Here is a 7,698-nt window from a genome sequence, read left to right on the forward strand (position 1 = left end):
GTGCGCTACGCGAAGATAGAGAACATCCGTAACCTAGACCGAGGTCCGCTTAGACGGACTTTCCCGACATCTGTACCGCCAGATAATATGGTAGCAAACGGCCCACAGCTGACCTTCAAGCTATCTAGAGCGGAAGTCGGGTTTCGAGTTCTTTCAATGCACTCGATTGCGGAGCTTCCTCGCAAGCACAGAGCTTGACCTGACGAGTATCGTTATGTCTCGACGTCTTGAAAAGGCGTTGATGGGACTGCCAGTCCTACCGATTTGGGCTCAGATGGATATTGCCGATGCCGAAAACCGAATTCATCTCAAAAAAACATCCCGTCCAGTCGCTCAAAAACCCAGAACGTCGCGATGATGCCAATCCCGTAGGCCGCCATGATCGGCGCGGAGCGTGGAAGATAGACCAGCTTTCGCAACAGCGCCACCAATGCGAGCAACGCCGCGATAAAGGCGAGCTGCCCGAGTTCCACACCGACGTTGAAAAAGAGCAGTGCCAGCGGGACGTCTCCTTGCGGCAGACCGATTTCGCCAAGTGCCCCGGCGAAGCCAAATCCGTGCAGCAGACCAAACGCAAAAGCAACAAGCCACGGCCACCGAGTCGCGAGGCTGGAACGACCATGACGCAGGTGGATCGCCTCGACCGCGACCAGCAGGATGCTGAGGGCAATCAGCGTCTCGACCGGGGGCGGCGGAAGCGAGACATACCCGAATGTCGCGAGCGCCAGGGTTATGGAGTGGGCAACGGTGAAAGCCGTTACAGTCTTAAGAAGCATCGCCCATCCGCGCACGATCAGCATAAGCGCCGCGACGAAGGCGAGGTGATCGAGACCTTCAAGAATGTGCTGAAAGCCAAGCAGCGTGTAGGTTTCAACCACGGCGAGCGCGGAAGGTTTCTCGGGGATCATCACGCTGTTCTCGCGCGGGCGCAGCAAAAAGCTGTGTTGCGTGCCATCCTGCAGAGTCAGCTGCACCAAAGTATCGATGGTGGTGCGATCAAGGTTTTCGATCCGCAATTCGGTGCCTGGCAACCCGACTCCGCCGGTTAGAACATACCGGAAGATCACGAAGCCATCGACGATGGTTTGGCCCGGGATCGCGCTAAGAGTAAGAGACGCATCAAAGGCAGGTCGAATATCCTGCACCATGCCGTCGCGGGTGGGCACCTTCCACAGCATTTCGTAGCGCTGCGGTGCAAGTTCGTCGATCTGCAAAAAAGCTGGGCGGATTTCATGCGCGCGCGCCTGCGGGAACAGCATGAGGAGGCACAGCAAGAACGCGGAAAGAAAGCGCAGTATCATGGTCGCGCGTATGCCTGACGGACCGCCTCGGGCACGCCTTCGGCCTGCAGTCTGATTTCGTAACGGTCCAGCAACGCGCGGAACATCTGATCCTGCGCGTCAAGCACGGTGTAATACTCGTATTGCCGCGCGACGAAATCGCGGATCTCGTCAAAGGGGGCAAGGCGTTCGGGCTGGTAGTCCGTTACTTTGACGAGATGCTGACCCAGCCCCGAGCGCACGGGACCTGACCACGTCCCCACCGGCAATTCCGGCAGCGTCGCCGCGAAATCGCCGCCAAAAGAATTTTCCAGCACTTGTGTCGCTGTCATCTCCCAGTCCAGCGGTATCGTCAGCTTGCCTTTCCGATCCGGCGGCACCTCGCCGCCATCGCGCAGGGTCGCAAGCGTCACCTCAAGCGACCCCTCGCCCGGCAGGTAAAGCACCTGCCGAAAGGCAAATGCCTCAGGCAGGGTAAAAAGGTCGGGGCGCTCGGCATGGAAAGCGCGCAACTGTTCCTCTGTCGGCGGCTGCATCAGCATGCCGAGATCGCTCGACACCGCCTCCATCTTTTGCGCCAGCCGGGTGCGGATGATGTCGTCTTCTTTGTCCAGCCCCATACGAAGCGCTTCTCGGTAAAAAACCTCCTGCCGCAGGTGACGGTCGATGATGGCCGCCATGTCCTCGGGTGACGGATCGCGCTTCCATTGCGCAGTCCACAGCGTCTGCAAATGATCGAGCCGGGCCTGGTCGAGTGTGATAACTTCGGCCTGCGGCCCCGCGTTCTCCTTTGGCGCCAGCGTGTTCCAGGCAGCAAAGAGTAACCCGCCCAACACAAGGATATGGACGAGCGGCTCTCTCAATATCGATTTCAACATCGGACCGCCTCAGTTCACCTCATGCCAGATCGGCGAGGCCCAGGCGCGCTCGACCAGCTCGCGCTTGACGTCCTCGGGATAGGTCACGCCCTCGCGCAGCTCGTCGTAAAGCGTCCAGCGCGCGGTCGGCAGCTGGAGCACACGGGCATAGTAAAAGGCTTCGACATCCGGGTTCCAGTCGGGATCGGTCCAGACGGTCATCAACTCGGGCTCGCCCTTTTCGGAGTTGAACTCACCGGTTTCCATGTTGATCGGGGCATCGACCGGGACGACGCTGCCATCGGCCTGCAGCCGGTCGCCCGAGGCGACGACGTCATAGATCGTATCCTTCATCTCGCCGTCCTCATACCAACCCTTGATGATCTGAATGCGGTCGAGGTTCGGTCCGATCGGGTCTTTCATCGCCCAGACGAGAAACTGCGGCGCTTCGCTGCCAGTGTAATCGCCACCCATAGGTACACCTTTTTCGTAACCGTCGGTGACCATAGCGTCGTAGCTGTCGTAACTGTCGGCAAAGCCCTGACCGGCAAAGACGCGAACCTTCATGCGCGGGCCAGAGGTGGCAAAGGTCTCTTTGGCCGACATCGAATCCCATATGGCCCCCCGGGTATTGGATTCCGCCCAGACTGCTGTCAGCGCGCCGGGGTTCACGTCCGAGATCAGCATTTCGCCCTCAAGCACCGAAGTCGATCTGATCTCGGCAGTCTGATCCGCATAGCCATGACTGCCGACCATGAAGTTATCTTCCTCGACGTTGCTCGGCGTACCGTTATGACTGTCAGTGCCACCGACGAAGCCGTATTTGAAAGGGTTCACGCCAAGGTCGGCATTGTACTTGATGCCGCGCCCAAGCCCGTAGCGCACGAAATTCTCCTTTACAAAGCCCCGGCCGCTGAACCGCTGGATAGAAACCGCGTTCTCAAAATCAGCAAACTCGTCGTTGGGCCAGAAGTTCGGTATCACCTCGGAGTTACCCTTTACCTGCATCATCTCGATCAGCGGCTCCATCGAAGCGCGTGTCTCGGCGTAATCCTGTCCGATCGGTACACCGGTCAAGCTTGCCTCTGCAAAGAGCAGTCCCTTGGATTCGTTGGAGTTATGTGGAATGGCAAATACCTTCTTGCCATCGTCGCGCTGGGTCTGCATCCACGCCCACAACATCTCCGGATCGGCGCCCTCGTTGGACGAAAACGGCATGTCCGGCACATTGGTGTCTCGGAAGAACACGTTGCGGTGTTGGTTCGACCCGCCCGGAGCAGACGTCCATTCATAAGCGTGTATCGTGGTGAAGGTGCCCGGTTCGTAATGCGCTTCGGTCGCCTCGAAGTTCTTCTGCCAAGTGGTCTTGATCGCTTCTTCACCTTGAAAGAATGGCGGATGTGGATCGCCACCCCCGGCAAGCGGCGCCAATACGTATTGACCGTAGAGCCCCAGTGCCGTTTCAAGGTCCGGCGCCGTGCGGAACGCCACGGCGATCTCGTCATCGTACCCCGGCGCGCCCTCGGTCATTAAGCTGTAGGCCTCGCCCATGAACTCGGAATGATCCGTAACAGCGACGAAATCCAGCGGGCGCTTGATCTTGTGGAGGCTGCCATTGACCATGATCTCTTCGCCCTTGGCGAAGCGGTAGGCATCGTCCGGCGTCAGTCTGTTCCCGCCAATAAAGGCATCCATCGACACGCCGGTGTGGACATGCTGTTCGCCGAAATAGGCTTCTTTCAGTGGATTTTTTGGCGCGTCGGCTTCGGTAGCTTGTGCTTGCACGCCAGTGGCGAACGAGGCAGCAAGGGTTCCCGAGCAGAGCAATAAGCGAAAATCGTTTCGAGCCATGATCAAATTTCCTCGCTCCAAATAGCAATCGAAAGGTTTTCATTAACTGCAGGGTAACGCGTGAAGGATACACGTATAACGAGAGTAGACTACACTCGTAAATTTGATAACACTGCCCACGTATGGGCATTTCGAAAAATTTTGATCTGACGACAAACGACAGGTTCAAGCTTGAAGAGCGGGGGTGGCTCTTTCGCCAGCCTGAAGAAATCCGCAAAGCAGTTCTGGACGCGTCTGTCGTGATGGAACTGGAACGCGGTGAGAGTGCAATGCACCTTGGCGGTGAAGACGGTGGGCTCTTTGGACTGATCGAAGGCTGGCTCGACGTGCTGATCTCGCCGGGAAGTATGGAGCCTACCTTGGTGCATGTGGCTACCACCGGCTGGTGGTTCGGAGATAGCGCCTTGTTAACTCATACCCCGAAGCGTGGTGCCCATGTCGCCCGCACGCGTTGCAGGATCGCGCATCTGCCCGCAGAGGCGGCTGAATGCATGGCGCGCGATGGTTTCGACATCTGGCGCAGCATTGCCTTCATCTCCGTAGGTGTAATCGACCATACCTTTGCAGTGATCGCGGCAAACCGCTGCCACGACCCTCTCGAACGTACAAAACTGACCCTTTGTATACTGTTGCGCGAAGGGCTGCCTTTCGCCTCAGGCGCCTCGGCCAAGCAGCCGGTGCTGCCTATCTCTCAAAGCGAGTTCGCCGAGATCGCTAATCTTTCGCGCAATGCGGCGGGCGATGCGCTTCGTGAGCTTGCACAGATAGGAGCAATCCACTTGGGGTATCGCGAGATCAAGGTTCTGGACCTAAAGGCGCTCCGCTCGAGTTACCACGGTCAGTAATTCTCTCAGGTGGCTCGGCAAGTCCTGTGTACCATCTGTTCGAAGTCGATAATGTGCGCGATGCTTCAAGGTGGCGAGCTTTCGGAAAAACGACAAAGCAGACTTTAGCGCAAATCGCAGCGAACTTTCGGAATCCGCCGTTCCGGTCAAAAGCCGCGCAGCGTACCAATGTCTTTGGCCAGCTCCGAGCCGGCATTTGCCACTCGGCAGTACAAAGTCCAGCCATTCCCCCCGGCAGCACAAAAGCAACAGATCACAGCCCCTTTTTCGACGCACTTGATCGTTAGCCGAAAATTGGAACCAGCCGCTACTTAGGGGAGACGCATGAAGCACGACGACATCTTGAAAGAAGCAGTCGTTTCGATCGATATCGCTGACGCGACAAGTCGCGGGAAATCCATCGCCCCGCTCGAACCACTCGGCTTCGTGAAGTCCCTGTTTCGCTACACATTCCTTGGTTTGATCGGTCTAATAGTCCTGTCTGGCGTCGCGATGCGGTCTATTTTCCAATCAAAGCGATAACTTAACAAATTCATTAACTCGAATCTTCGCTCCCTAAACTGTGAAATCGACATAGAACTGGGGGGTTCATTATGAAATTTGTGCTGGCGCTTTGCGTCCTTCTTTTTGCTGTGCAGGCCGAAGCGGCCAATTTGCGCTATGAGTTCCAAGTAAAGGTGATCGAGGAAACGTTTTATACAACACGTGGCTGGAGTCCGGGAGACTGGGCAAACAATCCTGGAACTCACACCGTCACCTATGACAATGACCCTTAAGGCTTTCACTACAAGTATTCCGCTATTCGGGATGGTCAGTGGCACGATGCGATCATCGAGCTGAGGCCGGACCCGTATGGAAACGAAATTTTCTTTTTCTCAACATGCTCTCTTGGAGGAGTCAGGTGCTACGCTAGTTCCGGTAGGTTCACCTTAGAAAACTATCTGTCCAGTCCAGACGTCTACGGATACTTTTCCGCATACTTGGTCGACGGTGGCGGCATCACAGAGGCCTATGACGGCCTCTTTAACTGTGGAACGAACCCAAAGGGGAAGGACATGGTCTGCGGAGGATATCAAACACGGTTGGCTGTCCGGATCGTGAACACGCCACTCTCTGCCGGGGGCGTGCTTCTCGTTTCAGCACTTCTCATGATGTCCCGCCAGAAACGGTGCCATCGCCGTCTTCGACGAGGAGAGCAACAGCGCTCGCGGTGATCGCGATTGTTAGCTTCTTGGCGCCGTTCCCTGCGGCAGTCACGGCATCGAACGCACCTGACACGTAATCTACGCTGACGAGCGTATAGGTCCCGTTCCCATCCCCCGTGACATCTAGGTGCAAAGTTCCACCCGTTGATCACGACCGCGCTCGGCATATTTGGCTCGATGACTTTATCTGTCTTGAAGTCATCAAACTCTTTGATGCCGGTGACAACTTCCGAAATAGAACCATCGAACCAGACTTCAGGCGCGTGCTCGTTATAGTCCAGGCGCGCGTAATCAGTCTTTTCGCCCTGATCATCGTCAAGACCGCGGATCACGACCCCCGACACGTCTTCAGCATTCGCAGGAACATACTGAATATCATCAAGGATAACCATGAAATCATCTTCAATCCGGGGCTGGAACTCGCGAACCGTTCCGATCGTGCCGCCGCTGCCGGTCATTTCATGACCCGGCTTTGGCAAGAAATAACTCGCCCCATTTTCCTGACACCAGATCCGAAGCGTCGGTTTGAATGAAACGGTCGATCCCGGTTCGATCGTGAGCGTCCGCGTCGTCGCGCTGACCCCATCGAATCCAACATTCGACATCCCGTAAATGGTCAGACTGTTGCCGCTCGACAGGGTGAAATCACCGTCATCCATGACCACGGCAACATCGCTGTTTGCCCGCGCGGTGATATCGACATTTCCCTGAACGTCGCCGGTGTTCATGAACATGCCGTCATAGCAATCGACGGCGAGCTTGTCCGTTCCCCTATAGCCACCAATCCCAAAGATGGTGCCCATAGAGGAATTGACCCGGCTATCGCCAATGACCGTCACCGGATCGGACGCAATAAGTGCGCCCTGCGTGACCTCCATCAGGATCCGCCGAAGCGTCAGGCCCTCATAGTCAAACTTCGGATCGAGGTTCCAGTTCATGTAGGGCGCGCCGTAGGTGTCGACGCTGTCGCCCTCGACGTCCCCCGGGAGACCTTCGAGGCCGTCGGCCGACCAATCGAGCTCGATGCACGCCATGAAGCCCGGTGTGTACTTCCAGGCGTTCGGTTTGAACTGCATGGTTTTCGGCGTGGTGCGGCGCGTGACGTTGTTGCCCATGCGCCCCCGAAACCAATCAGAGATCTCCCGGCGTTCTTCCCACGGTGCCTCAGAGGCTCGCATGCGATTGTGGAAATCGTAATGCGTCTTGCCCGAGGAACCTGTCTTCTGATCCTCGTAAGCCTCGAGCGTGGTGCCGTCCTTGATCAGCTGCGAAATGCCATCAACCCGATAATCAGGTGTCGCCGCATCCCAATTGCAGAACTGAACATCGTATTGCTCCGGGTCCGGTTGCTGATTGTTATCGACCTGATCCAAGATTGCCGTGGTCTGGCTGAACGCCCGCGTGTTCGACCCATAGCCGGGGATATACTCGACACACGGCCCAATGGTTTCCGGGCCGGTTAGATCCACGAGACCGGGTCGGTTCGGATCGTGATCGATCAAAAGGACATGGCGCAGCCCTGGAGTAGCCCCCTGAAAGTGGTCCACCAACTGGGATAGATTTGTCCCGCAAATTGGAGGATCAGCGATGGCTGGGAAACGAGAAAAGCCCGAAGAGATTGTATCGAAGCTTCGGCAGGTTAAAGTTCTGCAGGGACAAG

General features: G+C 56.8%; 7 protein-coding genes. 3 read left to right on the forward strand and 4 right to left on the reverse strand.

Annotation, left to right across the window (positions count from 1 at the left end; genetic code table 11):
* Positions 1-308 precede the first annotated feature (308 nt).
* Genes ACU0FH_RS24400 through ACU0FH_RS24410 form a run of 3 tightly spaced genes read right to left on the reverse strand, consistent with a single transcriptional unit; the run spans position 309 to position 3,988 of the window.
* Entirely contained in the window at positions 309-1,301 is a 993-nt protein-coding gene (locus ACU0FH_RS24400; protein WP_446197268.1) for a HupE/UreJ family protein, read from the reverse strand.
* Positions 1,298-2,158: a peptidylprolyl isomerase gene (locus ACU0FH_RS24405; RefSeq protein ID WP_446197269.1), complete on the reverse strand. Its 861-nt coding sequence runs from the start codon at positions 2,156-2,158 to the stop codon at positions 1,298-1,300. The genes ACU0FH_RS24400 and ACU0FH_RS24405 overlap by 4 nt, the downstream gene beginning before the upstream one ends.
* A 9-nt stretch (positions 2,159-2,167) precedes the next feature.
* The gene (locus ACU0FH_RS24410) at positions 2,168-3,988 is read right to left on the reverse strand and encodes a DUF3604 domain-containing protein (protein ID WP_446197270.1); all 1,821 of its coding nucleotides are present in this window, start codon (positions 3,986-3,988) and stop codon (positions 2,168-2,170) included.
* A gap of 122 nt (positions 3,989-4,110) precedes the next feature.
* Here ACU0FH_RS24410 and ACU0FH_RS24415 point away from each other — a divergent pair, with 122 nt between their 5' ends.
* The 3 genes from ACU0FH_RS24415 (at position 4,111) to ACU0FH_RS24425 (ending at position 5,609) form a co-directional block, all read left to right on the forward strand.
* Positions 4,111-4,833, forward strand: coding sequence for a Crp/Fnr family transcriptional regulator (locus ACU0FH_RS24415; protein ID WP_446197271.1), 723 nt, complete (start codon positions 4,111-4,113; stop codon positions 4,831-4,833).
* Positions 4,834-5,157: 324 nt separating this feature from the next.
* Positions 5,158-5,355, forward strand: a complete 198-nt coding sequence (locus ACU0FH_RS24420) for a hypothetical protein (RefSeq protein WP_446197272.1) — start codon at positions 5,158-5,160, stop codon at positions 5,353-5,355.
* A 71-nt stretch (positions 5,356-5,426) separates the two neighbouring features.
* Positions 5,427-5,609 (forward strand): hypothetical protein, encoded by a 183-nt coding sequence (locus ACU0FH_RS24425; protein WP_446197273.1) that lies wholly within the window; start codon positions 5,427-5,429, stop codon positions 5,607-5,609.
* A gap of 296 nt (positions 5,610-5,905) precedes the next feature.
* Here the strand turns inward: ACU0FH_RS24425 and ACU0FH_RS24430 are convergent.
* Positions 5,906-7,698, reverse strand: a 1,793-nt coding sequence (locus tag ACU0FH_RS24430) for a hypothetical protein (protein ID WP_446197274.1), incomplete at its 5' end; no start/stop codon positions are given.

It is taken from the genome of Heliomarina sp. (genome assembly GCF_052826185.1).